Source organism: Pseudomonas sp. PB106, from assembly GCF_009764645.1.
Lineage (GTDB): Bacteria > Pseudomonadota > Gammaproteobacteria > Pseudomonadales > Pseudomonadaceae > Aquipseudomonas.
The window spans coordinates 1-15,707 of the sequence record NZ_RWIM01000109.1; the positions used below are offsets into that span (position 1 = coordinate 1).

The window sequence follows — 15,707 nt, forward strand, 5'->3', positions numbered from 1 at the left end:
AGCCTTCGGCAGCTCCTACAGGAAACGCATTCCAATGTAGGAGCTGCCGAAGGCTGCGTTCTTTTGATCTTGCTTTAAATTCGGCCCGCAGGCGCATACGGCGCCGGATCAATAATCGGCGCCCTGCCCAGCATTACATCCGCAAACAGCTGACACGAAGCCGGCGCCAGCACCAGCCCGTTACGGTAATGCCCGCAATTCAACCACAAGCCTGCATATCCCGGCACCCGGCCAATGTACGGAATCCCCTCCGGCGAGCCCGGACGCAGTCCCGCCCAATGCCCGACTACTTCGGCATTAGCCAACGCCGGAATCAGCTCGACCGCTGAAGCCTTGAGGCTCTCCAGCGCCACATCGGTCGGTGTCCTGTCGTAGCCTTCATGCTCCAGCGTACTGCCGATCAGAATGTGGCCATCGCGCCGGGGAATCGCATAACGCCCCTTCGCCAGCACCATGCTCGGCAAAAAGTCCGCCGCGCACTTGTAGAGAATCATCTGGCCTTTGACCGGTTCGACCGGCAATTTCAGGTTCAGCGTCTTGAGCAGATCACCGCTCCAGGCGCCTGCTGTCAGTACGACCTGATCACCCTTGATCACGCCTGCAGACGTGTCGACACCGACAACCTGCGCGCCGTCACGGACAAAACCACTGACTTCGCACTGCTCATGAATAGTCACGTTCGGCATTGCCAGTAACGCTGCCTTCAACGATTTGACCAGACGCGGATTGCGCACGTTGGCGACATCCGCCATGTAGATGGCCCGCGAGAATCCACCGCCGAGTACCGGCACCGCATCGTGCGCCGCCGAGATATCCACAGTCCGCAGCGGACGGTTTTCACGTTTGGCCCAGGCCAGCGCCTCGGCGTCGTCGTCCAGATCCAGCCAGTACAGGCCAGTGGTGTGTACTTCAGGATCGACCCCGGTATCGGCAAACAAACGTTCGCCGAGCTGTGGATAAAAATCCTGCGACCAGTGCGCCAGTGCGGTCACTGCCGGGCTATAGCGCCACGGGTACAGCGGCGAAACGATACCGCCGCCCGCCCAGGACGATTCCTGACCAAGGTTTGAACGATCCAGCAGCACCACGCTGCGCACTTCGGAGGCGAGATTGTAGGCGGTCAGCAGGCCAATCACCCCGCCCCCGACAATCACCACTTGCTGTTGCCTGATCATGTTTGATCCAACCGTAAAAAAGACAGTGGGCGCAAAAGGCACCCGAAAGAAAGCGCCTCAGCGGCCCCAGCAATCCTTGGCGGTCAGCCCGGTGGTCGCGTTGTTCATGCTTCTGACACCGGTGTTGGTCAGGGTGAAATCCCCGCACTTGTCGGTGGCCATGGCCGTGCCCGTTTTACGGGTCGCGGTCAGCAGGAAGGTCTGGTCAGCGAGGGTCGGGGTGATCGTGTAGTAATCATTGCCGGTGCTGAGTCCGGTAACGCCGGTGTAGACATTGCTCTTGGTGTAGAAACGTTCGAGGGTCTGCGCCTGTTCCGAGAGCAATCCCACCACTTCGGCGCGGCGGCCCTTTTTCACGTATTCGGTGTAGCTCGGTGCGGCGATGGTGATGACGATCCCGATGATCGCAATCACGATCATGATTTCGATCAGGGTGAATCCGCGGATGGATCTGCGCATGCCTCAAACTCTCGCTTACTGTATTTGTCGCCACATGATACGACGGCTGCCGCCGCCGGGTTTTTCCACCAGCGTGGTAATACCACCGCTGGAGTCGTTCACAATCTTGCGCGTGGCGCCGTTGACGATGGCATTCAGGGTCGGAATACCGCCGGAGAACACCACGCCACTGGAAATCGTGTCATTGCTGTCGACCACGCCATCGGCGTTGGTGTCGAGCACCGCGTAGTTGAGCATCTTACCGCTGAACGCATCGAGTTCGACCAGTTTGCCGGTACCGAAGCTGGAACACGGGTCGGTGGTATCAACACTGGCAGTAGTGAAGATGATCCGCCCCAGCACCAGGCTGGCCTGATTGATCACCCGCTCGCCGGTCAGCGCGTTGTTATACACCAAGGGCAGGTACCAGCCCTTCTCTCCCGGATAAGTTGTGTCGTTCTGCGTCGTCGTCACGAACTGCCCGGAACTGCCCGAAAACACGCCCGTCACAGCCTGCGCCTGCAAACTGCTGACAGTGAGCTGGCCTGAACCGCCGTCGGCATCCCACACCGAATAGAATGCCTGCAAATCCTTGTTGGTCTTGTCGGCCGTTTCATTGAATTTGCCGGTGCCGATGAAGATCTGTTTGCCACCCAGTGAATTGTCCGCCAGCAGCGGCTGCGCGGTGATCGGCTGCGTCGCCCCGCCTGCCGTGGTGAACAACGGCTTGCCGGAAAATGCTACGCCCCAACTGTCGGTGGAAGTGGCGCTCAGGTCGAACTTCCACAGGCGTCCCTTCAGGTCACCGCCATAAGCGGCTTGCACGACGTTCTGTGAGTTGACCTTGAGTTTCACTGAGGACAAACCGTTGGTGGTTTCCGTACTGTCGATGACGATTTTCTTGATCAGCGAACCGTCGCGTACATCCAGCACATAAAGCGCTGCCACGCCGGAGTTGCTGCCGTACCCATTGGAAATAAACGCTGCCCAGCGACCATCGGCCAAGCGTGCCACTTCCGGCCGGGCATAGGCGTAACCCAGATCATTGAAAGCGTTCGCAGTGTTAGCCGTCGCAGGTGCGCTGACTTCCCACAAGGCACGCAGAACATTGCCTGCCGAAGCGTCGAACAATTGCAGTGCGTAAAAGCTTTTGCCGCCGGCGCCAGTGCCTCCGATGGCCAATGTCTTCCAGGCACTGTTCAACTGAGCGTCATACACACCGACTTGGCCGTCGACGAGAAATTTGTGGCTCACACCGTTAACGTAATTGGTGTCAGCGATCAACCGCAGTGACGGCAACACACTGGACGGCATGTAGGCGTAACGACGCGTGCCATTGGCCGAGTTGATGACGTTTACGAAGCCGTCATTGGCGTTCACCACCAGACTGGCGTTCATGTTTGCCGCTTTGGTTGTCAGGTAGGTGCTGTACGTAGTGTCCCCGGACAGATCGGAAGCGGTTTTTTCCGTGGGTGACGCCAGCACCAACGGCGAATTGATGATGTCACCCAGCAACACGCTGCGTACCTTGAGACCGGCCTTGTTGGTGCCTTTGCTCCACTCCACCAGATCAATGCCCGTGATGCCCGTCGGTAGTCCCTGACTAAGTGTCGTTTGTTGCGCCGGGGAAAAATTACCGTATGCCAGCGTAACGGCGGCATTGCTTGTAGTGTTCCACGACTGATAGGTCGGCGCGGTCGCACTCGGTACGATAGTGGTGTCAGTGGTCCAGAGCACCGCAGAGGTGTTCACCGCTCCGGATGCATTGAAGCCGAAGGACTTGATCGTGCCGCGCCAATCCTTCGGGTCGTAACTGGTCTGAAAGTAGCTGGTGCCGCTGGCCAGTGTGGTGCCGCTGGTGACGCCGCTGCCGCCCGATCCTGCCTTGGACGTAATGTCACTCAACGCCGACGACAGCGCCGCATTGAGCCCGGTACTGTCCGTCGCCTGGTAGTACTTGCCCTGCCCATAAGCGGCGGCGTCCGAGAGCATGTCGTTGGCCGCCGTGAAGCCCACGGTGTAGGTATTCATGTTCTGCCTGGGAAAATCCACCGCGTTCCAGCTCTTGCCAGCCGCGTCGGTGCCGGTCGAACGCATGTCGATGTCGAAGGCGAACTTGGCGATGTCGTCCAGATACAGCGTGTCGCCCTCGTTATCGCCATTGAGGTTGTTGCCATCATTGTTGACGCCGTCCCAGTTCGGCAAACGACTGCCGCCCAACGGATCGTTGGTCGGAAAGGTACGATCGAAAGTGGGCAGGCCGTCGGTGATCACCACGCCGTAGTTTTTCTGACAGCGATACTGGATCGGGCTGGTGTAAGTCGCTGGCGTAGTGTTGTAGTACGGCGCCATGCCGCGCATGTAACGGGTGATTTCGTAATAGGTCTCCGCCAAGGGTGTATTGGCCACGGCGCTCAACCCGTTGATCGCTGCAATCAGCGCGTTGTAGTTGGTGTCGGCCTGTCCTTGAGTCACGCTGCCGGAAACTGGCGACAGATCACTGATCGAGCGGGCGATGAAACCGCCGTTTCCGGAGTTATTGCTGGTCGCCGGATTGAACGTCGAAAGGCCGATGCGCAATGTGCGGTTGCTGGAAACCAGCGCCGTCGACACGTTACGTGCAACGTTGATCCGGTAATCATTGGGAATCGCCCCGGTGGTGAAATCTCGGGTGCCATTGTTGATGGCCAGGCTGACCACGTAGGCAATGTAATCGCCCGAATAACGCGTGTTGCCGCTACCGACCGGGTCCGGAAGTTTCAGGCACAGCGGTGCCAGACTGTTGTTGTAGAACGCGTAGGCGCCACCGGAACATCCCGAGGTCGGCAGACTTGAGAGGAATATCGAATCACCGGTGATCACAGATGAGCTCAGGCACAACCCGAGCAACGCATTGCACTGACGCGCCGGCGTGCGATCAGCCGTCGGATCAAAACCGGACGCATAGATGATGCTGTTCATGCTGCCCGAATCATCGATCAGCAACATCACGTTCGGCGGCACCGCTGCGGCACTCAACAATGGCGAGTCCGATGGCGTGAACGCATACACCGGCGCGGCCAGATAAAAGCTCAGCAACAGGCCAATCAGCAGCGATCCACAGCGCTCAATACTTCGCATAGACACTCTCCACCACACTGCGGGAAGTGCCGGCGATGCCGACCGCGGTGACCCGATACAACGTCGCCGAGGTATTGCTCGGCACGTTCACCGCCGTGAGCGTGGTGCCGATGTTCTGCACACCATAGAAACCGTTGCCAGTCGCGATCCACGTCACACCCGAGGTCGAGTTGAGCCCCGCCGCACTGACCACCGTCGACTCCGCCGGCGGCGCGCATTGCGTCGTGCCACCGCACACTGGCAACGTGTAAGTATCGAGTTGCACCGCACTTTCCCCCACGCGCAGCGCCGCTTCTGCTGTCTGAAACGACTGATTGCGCAGGCTCACGCTGCCGGCCATTTTTTCCTGCAGGTTGGCGCTTTGCATCGACGACAGGCCGATCAATGTCAGCAACAACAAAAACACCAGGCTGACCAGCAACACCATGCCGCGTTGAGCTTGCCGTTCATGAAAAGATATCCGCATCACCCCGGCCCTCACTGCAAACGGTTGCGCAAAGCGGCAACCACGTTGAAGGTTTGCGTGGCGACCCGACTATTGGGATCGAGCAGGGTCAGGCTCAGGCGCACGCTGCGAATGCGCGCCGGATCGCTGGGGTTGGTGCTGTATGTCGAGGCCGCCACGTCCGTCGCAGAACTGGCAAGACCGAACGTGACGTTGAAAGCGCTGACATTGTTCACCAGCACCTGCTGGGTCGGCGTGCCGCTGCCGGTGCCCATGAGGATCTGGTTGTTGCTGAAGCTGTAGACCAGACGCCGAATCGGGAAGGCAATCTGCCCCGTCGTCGCGGCGCGTAAACCGGTGTAGGCCGTTGCGCTGTTGCGACAATCGGACACCACTGTCCAGGTCGGCGTGCCACCGCCGCTGCCGATATCGGCGGTGACCAGCGTCAGTTTGAGAGCGCCATTGTCCCAACTGATCGGGAGGATCTGCGCGGCATTGAAATCCCCTGCGGAGCTGGCATCGGTAATCGTGCCAAGGCACCCGAACATACCCACCATGCGGATTTCCTGAATCATTTTGCTCAACACAAAGCGCGCATCTTCCTGCATCGCCGCAGCACTGTTCTGGCTGGCGTAAGTGTTTTTCGCGGCAATGAAAATTTGTACGACACCCAGCACGACGACCAGTCCAAGCGCTAGGGCGACCAGCAATTCGATCAGGCCGAAACCACGGTTATGACGCTTCATGGCGTGGCCACCGGATCGACCGCCGCACGGCTGCTCAGGACGAAACTGCGTGGCGCGCTGGCGGTATTGGCCGCCCGCGCGTCGCTCCAGTTGATGGTGATGGTGTACACGCGCTGATTGAGCGTGATGCTGCCGGTGGCGGTCGGGCCACCGAAACTGGTGATGTTGGTGGTGAAGTCGTAGAGATCCTGATCACGCGCAACGCTCAGGTTGCCCGAGGTCGGCGGCGTGACGGTGTAGTCGGCCCCGGAATTGGCACGAATGCGGTCCATCATGTCGTAGGCAATGAAACTGGCCTGACTGGTCATCCGCGAGCTGTCGGTGTACTTCAGCGCATTCAGTTGCACAGCCGCCGCGCCCAACAACCCGACCGTCAGAATCAGCAACGCGACCAGTACCTCGATCAGCGTCATGCCCTCCTGTGCGTGTTTACTCCCTGCCCTCATCCGCAACTTCCACCCAATTGAATTCGTCCGTTCAAACACACGTTCAGCGTCCTGCTTTGCGTGCCCAGCGTGTAACTGATGACCACCGCCGTGGACGGTGCCGCCAGACCGCCGAGATTGTTGAAATCCAGTGCGGTCACTCCTGAGGTTAGCGTCAGAGTGGCGCCGCTGCTCATCGCTGGAACAACCCGCAATACATTCGCCGGAGTGCCAGTACTGTCATAGACCGACAATTCGCCGGTCCAGACGCTGCCACCAGCCGTCGGCCGCAAGCGCAGCGTCGTGCCGCGATCAATGGCTTCAAGCCTGGCGTAATTGATCGCACGCCGCAGGTCGCCCATTTCGGTATCCGCCCTGCTGCTTTGTATGGATCGGGTAAACGACGGCACCGCCAAGGTGATCAGGATGACGAATATGGCCAATGCGACCAGCAACTCAATCAGCGTGAAACCTTTTGTACGAAGATCCATCGATGCCCTCCGTTGCCGTCGGCTATACCTGCTTTTACACGCTAGAACATTCAACCGACCTGTGTCGGTTGATTTGCCCTGCGCGGCGTAAGGATCGCGTCGCTCATCACACTCCACGGAGGGAGTTTTCATGTCGCAACAGGGTTTCAGCCTGATCGAACTGCTTATGGGACTGGCAATTGGCGCGATTGTTCTGCTGCTGGTCAGTCCGGCGTTTGCCACGCTCAAGGAATCGAACCAACGCGATCAGGCCGCACAATCGCTGCTCGACGGCATTCGCAATGCGCGCACACTGGCGATCACACGCAATCAGAGCGTGGTGATGCACGGCATCAATGGCGATTGGAGTCAGGGCTGGCGGATCATTCTGGATGTCAGCGGCAAGGGCGCGGATGACCGCAGCAATCCACTGCTGGCAGAACGGGCAAGTGACGCGAAGGTGCCGATTGCCGGTAATTGGCTGGTCAGTCGATACGTGCGATTCAGCAGCCTGGGTCAGCCGCTGATGCCCGGGCGGGCGTTTCAGGCAGGGACATTACATATCTGTTCGGCTCGCGAGCCGGTCAGCCAACGCCAAGTGGTGCTGGCAGCGACCGGTCGCGTGCGCCTGACGAGCAAAACGTCTGAACAGGCGCTGTGTGAACAGAACAAACGGGTCAGATCGAACGGACGCGCAGCTCTTTCGGCATCGAGAAAGTGATGTTCTCTTCACGCCCGGCCAGCTCATCGGCGCCGGTAGCGCCCCAGGCCTGCAGTTGCTGAATCACGCCACGCACCAGTACTTCCGGTGCAGAAGCACCTGCTGTGATGCCGATACGCTCGACGCCATCGAACCAGCTCTTTTGCAGGTCTTCGGCGCCGTCGATCAGGTAGGCCGGCGTGGCCATGCGTTCCGCCAGCTCACGCAAGCGGTTGGAGTTGGAGCTGTTCGGGCTACCAACCACCAGCACCACGTCGCATTCGTCGGCCAATTGCTTGACCGCGTCCTGCCGGTTTTGCGTGGCGTAGCAGATGTCGTCCTTGCGTGGGCCGCCGATGGCCGGGAAGCGTGTGCGCAAGGCATCAATGACGCGACTGGTGTCGTCCATCGACAGGGTGGTCTGAGTGACGAAAGCGAGTTTGTCCGGGTTATGGACCTGCAACTCGGCGACGTCTTTCTCGTCTTCGACGAGGTAGATCGCGCCGCCATTGCTGGCATCGTACTGACCCATGGTGCCTTCGACTTCCGGGTGACCGGCGTGGCCGATCAGGATGCACTCACGACCGTCGCGGCTGTATTTCGCTACTTCGATGTGCACCTTGGTGACCAGCGGGCAAGTGGCGTCGAATACTTTCAGGCCACGGCCAGCGGCTTCCGTACGCACAGCTTGAGAAACGCCGTGAGCGCTGAAGATCACGATGACGTCGTCCGGCACCTGATCCAGCTCTTCGACGAAAATCGCGCCGCGACTGCGCAGGTCTTCGACGACGAACTTGTTGTGCACCACTTCATGACGCACGTAGATCGGCGGCCCGAAGACTTCCAGAGCGCGGTTGACGATTTCGATCGCCCGGTCCACGCCGGCGCAGAAGCCACGGGGGTTGGCGAGTTTGATTTGCATGCTGTGCCTCGTGTCTTGCGCGCAAGAAATAGCGAAAACGGTTGAAAACACTGTGGGAGCGTCGGTGCGACGATTCAACTTGCTCGCGAAGGCAGTGTGTCAGACAACAGCTATGTTGAATGTCAGTCAGCATTCGCGAGCAGGCTCACTCCCACATTTTGACCTTTTGCGGTCAGTTACAGCGCTTTGACGGAGATGATTTCCACGTCAAAGGTCAGCGTCTTGCCCGACAGCGGGTGGTTGAAGTCGATGGTCACTTGCGTGTCATCGAACTCTTTCACCACACCCGGCAGCTCAGTATTGGCCGCATCGTTGAAGATCACCAGCAAACCCGGTGACAACTCCATGTCGACGAACTGCGAGCGCGGGATGATCTGCACGTTTTGCGGGTTCGGCTGGCCGAAGGCGTTTTCCGGCTCGACGGTCAGCGTGCGCTTGTCGCCGGCCTTGAAGCCGAACAGCGCTGCTTCGAAACCTGGCAGCAGGTTGCCGTCGCCGACCTTGAAGGTCGCCGGGGCTTTGTCGAACGTACTGTCGACGGTATCGCCGTTCTCCAGGCGCAATGCAAAGTGCAAGGTGACTTCCGTGTTCTGGCCGATGCGTTGCTCAGCCAATACCTGTTCAGTCATGAACGGCCTCTTCGGTTTTCTTGGTTTTGAACATGTCCAGTGCCAGCATCACTGCACCAACGGTAATCGCGCTGTCGGCAAAGTTGAACGCCGGGAAGTACCAGCGGTTCTGCCAGTGCACCAGAATGAAATCGATCACATGGCCCAGGGCAATGCGGTCATACAGATTGCCCAGCGCACCGCCCAGCACCAACGCCAAAGCGACGGCCAGCCAGGTTTCGTTGCGGCCCAGGCGTTTGAGCCAGACCACCAGCACGGCACTGACCACAATCGCGATCAGGGCAAACAACCAACGCTGCCAGCCAGAGCTGTCAGCGAGGAAGCTGAAGGCAGCACCGGTGTTGTAGGCCAGCGTCCAGCTGAAGTAATCGGGAATGATCACGATCTGCTGGAACATTTCGAGCTTGCCTTCGAAGTAGAACTTGCTGGCCTGGTCAATGACCAGAACCAGCAGACTCAACCACAGCCAGCTCAACCGTCCAAAACGGCCAACGGCATTAGGCATAGTGACGAACCTCGCCAGCGCCGCTGATGTTGTCGACGCAACGACCGCAGATTTCCGGATGCTCCGGGTTCACGCCAACGTCTTCGCGGCAGTGCCAGCAACGGGCGCACTTCGGGAAGGCCGATTTGACGATCTTCAGCTTCAAGCCGCTGACTTCAGTCACTACCGCATCGGCCGGAGCCTGTACGAACGGCGCAACACTGGCCGTCGAGGTGATCAGGACAAAGCGCAGTTCGTTGCTCAGCTTGGCCAGATCGGCGGTCAGGGCGTCTTCGGCGTACAGCGTCACTTCGGCTTGCAGGTTGCCACCGACGGCTTTGGCCGCGCGCTGGATTTCCATTTCTTTGTTGACCGCTACCTTGACCGCCATCACGCGCTCCCAGTAGTCGCGGCCCAGTTCAACGTCGGCCGGCAGTTCGGTCAGACCTTCGTACCAGGTGTTGAGCATCACCGATTCGTTACGCTCGCCTGGCAGGTATTCCCACAGTTCGTCCGCGGTGAAGGCGAGGATCGGCGCGATCCAGCGCACCAACGCTTCGGAGATGTGGAACAGCGCGGTTTGCGCCGAACGGCGGGCCTTGCTGTTGGCGCCAGTGGTGTACTGACGGTCCTTGATGATGTCGAGGTAGAAACCGCCCAGCTCCTGCACGCAGAAGTTGTGGATCTTCGAGTAAACGTTCCAGAAACGGTATTCGCCGTAGTGCTCTTGCAGCTCGCGTTGCAGCAGCAAGGTACGGTCGACCGCCCAACGATCCAGCGCGAGCATTTCTTCGGCTGGCAGGATGTCGGTGGCCGGGTTGAAACCGCTCAGGTTCGAGAGCAGGAAGCGTGCGGTGTTACGGATACGACGATAGGCGTCCGCACTGCGTTGCAGGATCTGGTCGGAAACCGCCATTTCGCCGGAGTAGTCGGTCGAAGCGACCCACAGACGCATGATGTCGGCGCCGAGGGTGTCGTTGACTTTCTGCGGCGCGATCACGTTGCCCAGCGATTTGGACATCTTGCGACCGGCTTCGTCGACGGTGAAACCGTGAGTCAGCAGTTCGCGGTACGGTGCGTGGTTATCGATGGCGCAACCGGTCAGCAGCGATGAGTGGAACCAGCCACGGTGTTGGTCGGAACCTTCCAGGTACAGGTCGGCACGTGGGCCGCTCTCGTGACCCATCGGGTGCGAACCGCGCAGGACGTGCCAGTGCGTGGTGCCCGAATCGAACCAGACGTCGAGGGTGTCGCTGATCTTGTCGTACAGCGGCGCTTCGTCGCCGAGCAGTTCGGCAGCGTCCATCTTGAACCAGGCTTCGATGCCTTCGACTTCAACGCGCTTGGCGACTTCTTCCATCAGCTCAACGGTGCGTGGGTGCAGCTCGCCGCTTTCCTTGTTGAGGAAGAACGGGATCGGCACGCCCCAGTTGCGCTGACGCGAGATGCACCAGTCCGGACGGTTGGCGATCATCGAGTGCAGGCGCGCCTGGCCCCAGGCCGGAACGAACTTGGTATCTTCGATGGCTTTGAGCGAGCGCACACGCAGGGTGTCGCCGCTGGTTGGCTCTTTGTCCATGCCGATGAACCACTGCGCAGTCGCGCGGTAGATCAGCGGAGTCTTGTGGCGCCAGCAGTGCATGTAGCTGTGTTCGATGACGGTGGTGTGCATCAGCGCACCGACTTCGGTCAGCTTGTCGACAATGGCCGGGTTGGCCTTCCAGATGAACTGGCCGCCGAAGAATTCCAGCGACGGCACGTAAACGCCGTTGCTCTGCACCGGGTTGAGGATGTCGTCGTTGACCATGCCGTATTTCTTGCAGGTCACGAAGTCGTCCACGCCGTAGGCCGGAGCGGAGTGAACCACGCCAGTGCCAGCGCCCAGTTCAACGTAGTCAGCCAGGTACACCGGCGACAGACGATCATAGAACGGGTGACGGAAGTTGATCAGTTCCAGCTCTTTACCGGTGGTGGTCGCAATGACCGAACCTTCCAGGCTGTAACGAGCCAGGCAGGCTTCGACCAGCTCTTCAGCCAGCACCAGCAACTTGTCGCCGACATCAACCAGCGCGTAGTTGAATTCCGGGTGCACGTTCAGCGCCTGGTTGGCCGGGATGGTCCACGGGGTGGTGGTCCAGATCACGATCGAGGCAGGCTTGCTCAACGATGGCAGACCGAACGCGGCAGCCAGTTTGGCTTCGTCAGCGATCGGGAACGCAACGTCGATGGTCGAGGACTTCTTGTTTTCGTACTCGACTTCCGCTTCAGCCAGAGCCGAACCGCAGTCGAAGCACCAGTTCACAGGCTTGAGGCCTTTGAACACGAAACCGCCCTTGACGATTTCGGCGAGTGCGCGGATCTCACCGGCCTCGTTCTTGAAATCCATGGTCTTGTACGGGTTGGCCCAGTCGCCCAGCACGCCGAGACGGATGAATTCGGACTTCTGCCCTTCGATCTGCTCGGTGGCATAGGCACGGCACAGCTCGCGGGTCTTGTCCGCGCCCAGATTCTTGCCGTGGGTCACTTCAACCTTGTGCTCGATCGGCAGGCCGTGGCAGTCCCAACCCGGAACGTACGGCGCGTCGAAACCCGAGAGGGTCTTCGAGCGGATGATCATGTCTTTGAGAATCTTGTTCAGTGCGTGACCGATGTGGATCGTGCCGTTGGCATACGGAGGGCCGTCGTGCAGAACGAACTTCGGACGATCCTTGCCAATCTCGCGCAACTTTCCGTACAGGCCAATACTGTCCCAGCGCTGCAGGATCTGCGGTTCGCGCTGTGGCAGGCCGGCCTTCATTGGGAAGGCGGTGTCCGGAAGGTTAAGCGTGGCTTTATAGTCGGTCATTTAAGGCTCTTCATTAGCGATGGGCGCTAGGTGCGGCTAGTGCACGGGCGGTGGCGACATCCGCATTGATCGCCGTTTTCAATGCCTCCAGGGAGGCGAAGCGCTGCTCTTCACGCAGCTTTTGGTGGAAAACCACCGTCAAACGCCGGTCATACAGATCGCCGGCAAAATCTAAAAGATGGACTTCAAGGTGGGCCTTGCCATCACCTTGTACCGTGGGCCGCACGCCGATATTGGCGACGCCGGGCCAGGTCTTGCCGTCGATATCGACCTCCACCAGATAGACCCCGGTGAACGGCACGCGACGACGCTTGAGCTGAATGTTGGCAGTGGGCGTACCCAGTTGCCGGGCCAGTTTCTGGCCATGCAGCACGCGACCGGCGATCCGGTACGGGCGACCGAGCAAACGTTCGGCCAAGGCAAAATCGGCGGCGGCCAACGCATTGCGCACTTGCGTACTGCTGACACGAATGCCGTCCAGCTCGACGGTTTGCGCGGCTTCCACGGTAAAACCGTGAACCTGCCCGGCCTGCATCAGAAAGTCGAAATCGCCGAGGCGGTCACAGCCGAAGCGGAAATCGTCACCGACCTCCAGGTGCTGCACACCGAGGCCATCAACCAGGATGGTATCGACGAATTCGCTGGCGCTGAGCTTGCTCAGGCGCTGGTTGAAGGCCAGGCACAAGACCCGGTCAACGCCTTCGGCGGCCAGCAGTTGCAGTTTGTCGCGTAATCGGGCCAGACGTGCCGGCGCAGTCTCGGGGGCAAAGAATTCCCGTGGCTGCGGCTCGAAAATCACCACGCAGCTGGGTACGCCCAACTCGAGCGCACGCTCACGCAGTCGGGCCAGGATAGCCTGGTGACCACGGTGAACACCGTCAAAGTTGCCAATAGTGGCGACGCAGCCCCGATGCTGGGGGCGCAAGTTGTGGAGGCCTCGAACCAGCTGCATAACGCGCTTCTTGCTCATAAAGTGGTCGATTATAACCACACCCGACGGTCGACGACAGGCAACACCGTAACGCAAAGTGAACGAGCCGACAAAACTGCCGGCCCGCGCCCGTTTATAAAGGGTAAAACCTCAGCTCAAGGCCTTGCGATTGAAATCGCGCAGACGGAAACCGAGCAGCAGCAACATACCGAAATACGCCACCACGCCAGCCACCACCAGAGCGCCCAGGCGCAGAAAGCGTTCAAGCATGTGGCCTTGATCCCACGCTGGCATGAAATGCATGCCGACCAGCAACACCGCCGACATCACCGCCACCGCCACCACCAGCTTGAAACCGAACTTGGCCCAGCCCGGTTGCGGTTGGTACATCTGCTGCTTGCGCAGTTGATAGAACAGCAACCCGGCATTCAGGCAGGCACCGGCACTGATCGCCAAGGCCAGACCTGCGTGAGCCAACGGTCCGATCAACACCAGGTTGAACAACTGAGTGACCACCAAGGTGAAGATTGCGATTTTCACCGGAGTACGGATGTTCTGTTGCGCATAGAAGCCCGGCGCCAGCACTTTGATCACGATAATGCCGAGTAGCCCGACAGAATAGGCAATCAGCGCGCGCTGCGTCATTTCGGCATCGAAGCCGCTGAACTGACCGTACTGAAACAGCGAAACGGTCAGTGGCTCGGCAAGAATCCCCAGCGCCAACGCACAGGGCAGCACCAGCACGAAGCACAGGCGCAGGCCCCAATCGAGAATCCGCGAATACTCATGGCGATCTTTGCTTGCATAGGTTTTCGCCAGCGTCGGCAGCAGAATCGTGCCCAACGCCACCCCTAATACGCCAGACGGTAACTCCATCAGGCGGTCGGCGTAATACATCCACGACACCGAGCCTGCGACCAGAAACGAGGCGAAGATCGTGTTGATGATCAGCGAAATCTGGCTGACCGAGACGCCAAGGATTGCCGGCAGCATCTGCTTCATCACCCGCCACACGCCGGTATCGCGCAGGTTCAGACGCGGCAGCACGAGCATGCCGATCTTTTTCAGGTGCGGCAGTTGATAGAGCAATTGCGCCAGACCGCCGACCAATACCGCCCAGCCAAGGGCCATGACCGGTGGATCGAAGTAAGGCGTCAGGAACAACGAGAAAATGATCATGCTGACGTTAAGCAGGGTCGGCACGAAGGCCGGGACCGAGAAACGGTTCCAAGTATTGAGGATCGCGCCCGCCAGCGAGGACAGCGAGATGAGCAATATATAGGGGAAGGTCACGCGCAACAGATCAGAGGTGAGCTGGAATTTTTCCGGCGTGTCGGTAAAACCGGGTGCGGTGGCCCAGATCACCCAAGGGGCAGCGATCATGCCCAACGCCGTCACCACCGCCAATACCAACGTCAGCAAACCGGAAACGTAAGCAATGAACGTGCGTGTCGCCTCTTCGCCTTGCTGGCTTTTGTACTCGGCCAGAATCGGCACAAATGCCTGTGAAAAAGCGCCCTCGGCGAAGATTCTTCGCAGCAGATTGGGCAATTTGAAAGCGATAAAGAAGGCGTCTGTCGCCATCCCGGCGCCAAATGTGCGGGCGATAAGCGTGTCACGAACAAAACCCAGAACCCTGGAAAGCATCGTGATAGAGCTGACGGCGGCCAACGATTTGAGCAGATTCATTGAGGGAATTTGTGCCTGTCGATAAACAGCAGGCGAATTAAGCGCCTACTTATGCGATACTCCGCGCCGCAGCAGCACAGAGCCAAAGCTCGCGAGTTTACAGGTCAAGCGCCGGAAATAAATATCCCGCCTCTTTATACCTACCACTTAGCGGAACGTTTCAAGTGCCCTTGACAAGACTTCTCTTCATCGGCATGATTCGCGGCCTATTTTGTTTGCTATTTCCTAAAAAGTCTTTCGAGGAGCTCGACGGTGGCCAACTCACCTTCCGCCAAAAAACGTGCAAAACAGGCTGAGAAGCGTCGCAGCCACAACGCCAGCCTGCGTTCCATGGTTCGCACCTACATCAAGAATGTAGTTAAAGCCATCGACGCAAAAGACGCTGAAAAAGCTCAAGCTGCATACGTTCTGGCTGTGCCAGTTATCGACCGTATGGCCGATAAAGGCATCATCCACAAGAACAAGGCTGCTCGTCATAAGAGCCGTCTGAATGGCCACGTCAAAGCGCTGAAAGAAGCTGCTTAATCGACGTAGTCATTAAAAAACCGACCTTAGGGTCGGTTTTTTATTGCCTGTGATTTAACAAATCCCAGCGCAAAAAAATGTAGGAGTGAGCCTGCTCCGGGCGGCGTTCCGACGATAGCGGCGTGTCAGTCAGCAAAAATGTACATCTGACTAACCGCTATCG

General features: G+C 59.0%; 15 protein-coding genes. 2 read left to right on the plus strand and 13 right to left on the minus strand.

Annotated elements, in window-relative coordinates; translation table 11 throughout:
- Window positions 1-74: 74 nt before the first annotated feature.
- The 7 genes from thiO to EJA71_RS14110 are packed head-to-tail and all read right to left on the minus strand — an operon-like array spanning window position 75 to window position 6,840.
- The gene (thiO, locus tag EJA71_RS14080) at window positions 75-1,175 is read right to left on the minus strand and encodes a glycine oxidase ThiO (RefSeq protein ID WP_158957765.1); all 1,101 of its coding nucleotides are present in this window, start codon (window positions 1,173-1,175) and stop codon (window positions 75-77) included.
- 57 nt (window positions 1,176-1,232) lie between these two features.
- Window positions 1,233-1,634 (minus strand): type IV pilin protein, encoded by a 402-nt coding sequence (locus EJA71_RS14085; RefSeq protein WP_158957767.1) that lies wholly within the window; start codon window positions 1,632-1,634, stop codon window positions 1,233-1,235.
- A gap of 15 nt (window positions 1,635-1,649) precedes the next feature.
- On the minus strand, window positions 1,650-4,733 hold the full coding sequence (locus EJA71_RS14090) for a pilus assembly protein (RefSeq protein ID WP_158957769.1): 3,084 nt from the start codon (window positions 4,731-4,733) through the stop codon (window positions 1,650-1,652).
- The gene (locus EJA71_RS14095) at window positions 4,720-5,199 is read right to left on the minus strand and encodes a PilX N-terminal domain-containing pilus assembly protein (RefSeq protein ID WP_158957785.1); all 480 of its coding nucleotides are present in this window, start codon (window positions 5,197-5,199) and stop codon (window positions 4,720-4,722) included. Before EJA71_RS14095 ends, EJA71_RS14090 begins: the two co-directional genes overlap by 14 nt.
- An 11-nt stretch (window positions 5,200-5,210) precedes the next feature.
- Window positions 5,211-5,924 (minus strand): PilW family protein, encoded by a 714-nt coding sequence (locus EJA71_RS14100; protein ID WP_158957771.1) that lies wholly within the window; start codon window positions 5,922-5,924, stop codon window positions 5,211-5,213.
- Window positions 5,921-6,370 carry a type IV pilus modification protein PilV gene (gene pilV / locus EJA71_RS14105; protein WP_158957773.1) on the minus strand — a complete coding sequence of 150 codons (450 nt, stop codon included), beginning with the start codon at window positions 6,368-6,370 and terminating at the stop codon, window positions 5,921-5,923. Before pilV ends, EJA71_RS14100 begins: the two co-directional genes overlap by 4 nt.
- Window positions 6,367-6,840: a GspH/FimT family pseudopilin gene (locus EJA71_RS14110; RefSeq protein WP_158957775.1), complete on the minus strand. Its 474-nt coding sequence runs from the start codon at window positions 6,838-6,840 to the stop codon at window positions 6,367-6,369. The genes pilV and EJA71_RS14110 overlap by 4 nt, the downstream gene beginning before the upstream one ends.
- A gap of 130 nt (window positions 6,841-6,970) precedes the next feature.
- Between EJA71_RS14110 and EJA71_RS14115 the strand changes: the two genes are divergently transcribed.
- Window positions 6,971-7,540, plus strand: a complete 570-nt coding sequence (locus EJA71_RS14115) for a GspH/FimT family pseudopilin (protein WP_158957777.1) — start codon at window positions 6,971-6,973, stop codon at window positions 7,538-7,540.
- Here the strand turns inward: EJA71_RS14115 and ispH are convergent.
- The 6 genes from ispH to murJ all read right to left on the minus strand — a co-directional run bounded on the left by ispH (window position 7,497) and on the right by murJ (window position 15,019).
- Window positions 7,497-8,441: a 4-hydroxy-3-methylbut-2-enyl diphosphate reductase gene (ispH, locus tag EJA71_RS14120; protein WP_007959549.1), complete on the minus strand. Its 945-nt coding sequence runs from the start codon at window positions 8,439-8,441 to the stop codon at window positions 7,497-7,499. The two genes, EJA71_RS14115 and ispH, sit on opposite strands and share 44 nt — an antisense overlap.
- Window positions 8,442-8,617: 176 nt before the next feature.
- Window positions 8,618-9,055 (minus strand): FKBP-type peptidyl-prolyl cis-trans isomerase, encoded by a 438-nt coding sequence (gene fkpB / locus EJA71_RS14125; protein WP_174244532.1) that lies wholly within the window; start codon window positions 9,053-9,055, stop codon window positions 8,618-8,620.
- Between the two features lie 7 nt (window positions 9,056-9,062).
- Entirely contained in the window at window positions 9,063-9,575 is a 513-nt protein-coding gene (gene lspA, locus EJA71_RS14130) for a signal peptidase II (RefSeq protein ID WP_053123968.1), read from the minus strand.
- The gene (ileS, locus tag EJA71_RS14135; protein WP_158957779.1) at window positions 9,568-12,399 is read right to left on the minus strand and encodes an isoleucine--tRNA ligase; all 2,832 of its coding nucleotides are present in this window, start codon (window positions 12,397-12,399) and stop codon (window positions 9,568-9,570) included. Before ileS ends, lspA begins: the two co-directional genes overlap by 8 nt.
- Window positions 12,400-12,412: 13 nt before the next feature.
- On the minus strand, window positions 12,413-13,351 hold the full coding sequence (ribF, locus tag EJA71_RS14140; protein WP_178113695.1) for a bifunctional riboflavin kinase/FAD synthetase: 939 nt from the start codon (window positions 13,349-13,351) through the stop codon (window positions 12,413-12,415).
- Between the two features lie 129 nt (window positions 13,352-13,480).
- Window positions 13,481-15,019, minus strand: a complete 1,539-nt coding sequence (gene murJ, locus EJA71_RS14145) for a murein biosynthesis integral membrane protein MurJ (RefSeq protein ID WP_158957783.1) — start codon at window positions 15,017-15,019, stop codon at window positions 13,481-13,483.
- 252 nt (window positions 15,020-15,271) lie between these two features.
- On the opposite strand from murJ, the gene rpsT reads away from it, so the two are divergent.
- Window positions 15,272-15,544 (plus strand): 30S ribosomal protein S20, encoded by a 273-nt coding sequence (gene rpsT, locus EJA71_RS14150; RefSeq protein WP_003228351.1) that lies wholly within the window; start codon window positions 15,272-15,274, stop codon window positions 15,542-15,544.
- The last annotated feature ends 163 nt before the right edge of the window (window positions 15,545-15,707 follow it).

What these genes read in the sequence shown, in the direction of transcription:
- thiO (WP_158957765.1), bottom strand. Translation starts at nt 1,175, where the DNA reads ATGATCAGGCAACAGCAAGTGGTGATTGTCGGGGGCGGGGTGATTGGC.
- EJA71_RS14085 (WP_158957767.1), bottom strand. Translation starts at nt 1,634, where the DNA reads ATGCGCAGATCCATCCGCGGATTCACCCTGATCGAAATCATGATCGTG.
- EJA71_RS14090 (WP_158957769.1), bottom strand. Translation starts at nt 4,733, where the DNA reads ATGCGAAGTATTGAGCGCTGTGGATCGCTGCTGATTGGCCTGTTGCTG.
- EJA71_RS14095 (WP_158957785.1), bottom strand. Translation starts at nt 5,199, where the DNA reads ATGCGGATATCTTTTCATGAACGGCAAGCTCAACGCGGCATGGTGTTG.
- EJA71_RS14100 (WP_158957771.1), bottom strand. Translation starts at nt 5,924, where the DNA reads ATGAAGCGTCATAACCGTGGTTTCGGCCTGATCGAATTGCTGGTCGCC.
- pilV (WP_158957773.1), bottom strand. Translation starts at nt 6,370, where the DNA reads ATGAGGGCAGGGAGTAAACACGCACAGGAGGGCATGACGCTGATCGAG.
- EJA71_RS14110 (WP_158957775.1), bottom strand. Translation starts at nt 6,840, where the DNA reads ATGGATCTTCGTACAAAAGGTTTCACGCTGATTGAGTTGCTGGTCGCA.
- EJA71_RS14115 (WP_158957777.1), top strand. Translation starts at nt 6,971, where the DNA reads ATGTCGCAACAGGGTTTCAGCCTGATCGAACTGCTTATGGGACTGGCA.
- ispH (WP_007959549.1), bottom strand. Translation starts at nt 8,441, where the DNA reads ATGCAAATCAAACTCGCCAACCCCCGTGGCTTCTGCGCCGGCGTGGAC.
- lspA (WP_053123968.1), bottom strand. Translation starts at nt 9,575, where the DNA reads ATGCCTAATGCCGTTGGCCGTTTTGGACGGTTGAGCTGGCTGTGGTTG.
- ileS (WP_158957779.1), bottom strand. Translation starts at nt 12,399, where the DNA reads ATGACCGACTATAAAGCCACGCTTAACCTTCCGGACACCGCCTTCCCA.
- ribF (WP_178113695.1), bottom strand. Translation starts at nt 13,351, where the DNA reads ATGCAGCTGGTTCGAGGCCTCCACAACTTGCGCCCCCAGCATCGGGGC.
- murJ (WP_158957783.1), bottom strand. Translation starts at nt 15,019, where the DNA reads ATGAATCTGCTCAAATCGTTGGCCGCCGTCAGCTCTATCACGATGCTT.